At 42.4% G+C, this 396-nt stretch carries 1 protein-coding gene; it reads left to right on the forward strand.

Going from position 1 to position 396, the window contains the following annotated elements; translation table 11 throughout:
* Positions 1-170: 170 nt before the first annotated feature.
* A partial coding sequence (locus R0J87_RS18700; RefSeq protein WP_498888077.1) for a hypothetical protein occupies positions 171-396 on the forward strand: 226 nt, incomplete at its 3' end.

Here is a 396-nt window from a genome sequence, read left to right on the forward strand (position 1 = left end):
CCATCAAGAATGGGCAGCACCTTGGCCGTACGATCATCAAGTGCTGAACAAAGTGAGCTTCCGTTAATTTCATGAAACCAAAAAATGTTCGTAAAATGCTTCGGCATCTTTACGAACGTTTTTTTTGATTGGCCATAAATCAGTAAAGGGAATATAAGCTCCCCTTCAAGATGCGGAAAAACAGCCTCGAAAATCAGCGCCGGGAAAATTTATGCCATTTACCGGCAAGAGGGATATCACAAGATTTTCAAAAATCTTCTGATAAAATGAAGAAGAGCCGTTTTGAGCGGGTTCATAAAATGGAAATAGGAGGAGACGCGCAGATGAATAAGAAAATGATAGGCCTCGCTTTAGTATCTTCAGCAGCGCTATACGGCTGCAGTTCGGGAGCAGAGT

Source organism: Halomonas sp. SIMBA_159 (genome assembly GCF_046536035.1).
GTDB lineage: Bacteria > Pseudomonadota > Gammaproteobacteria > Pseudomonadales > Halomonadaceae > Vreelandella > Vreelandella venusta_A.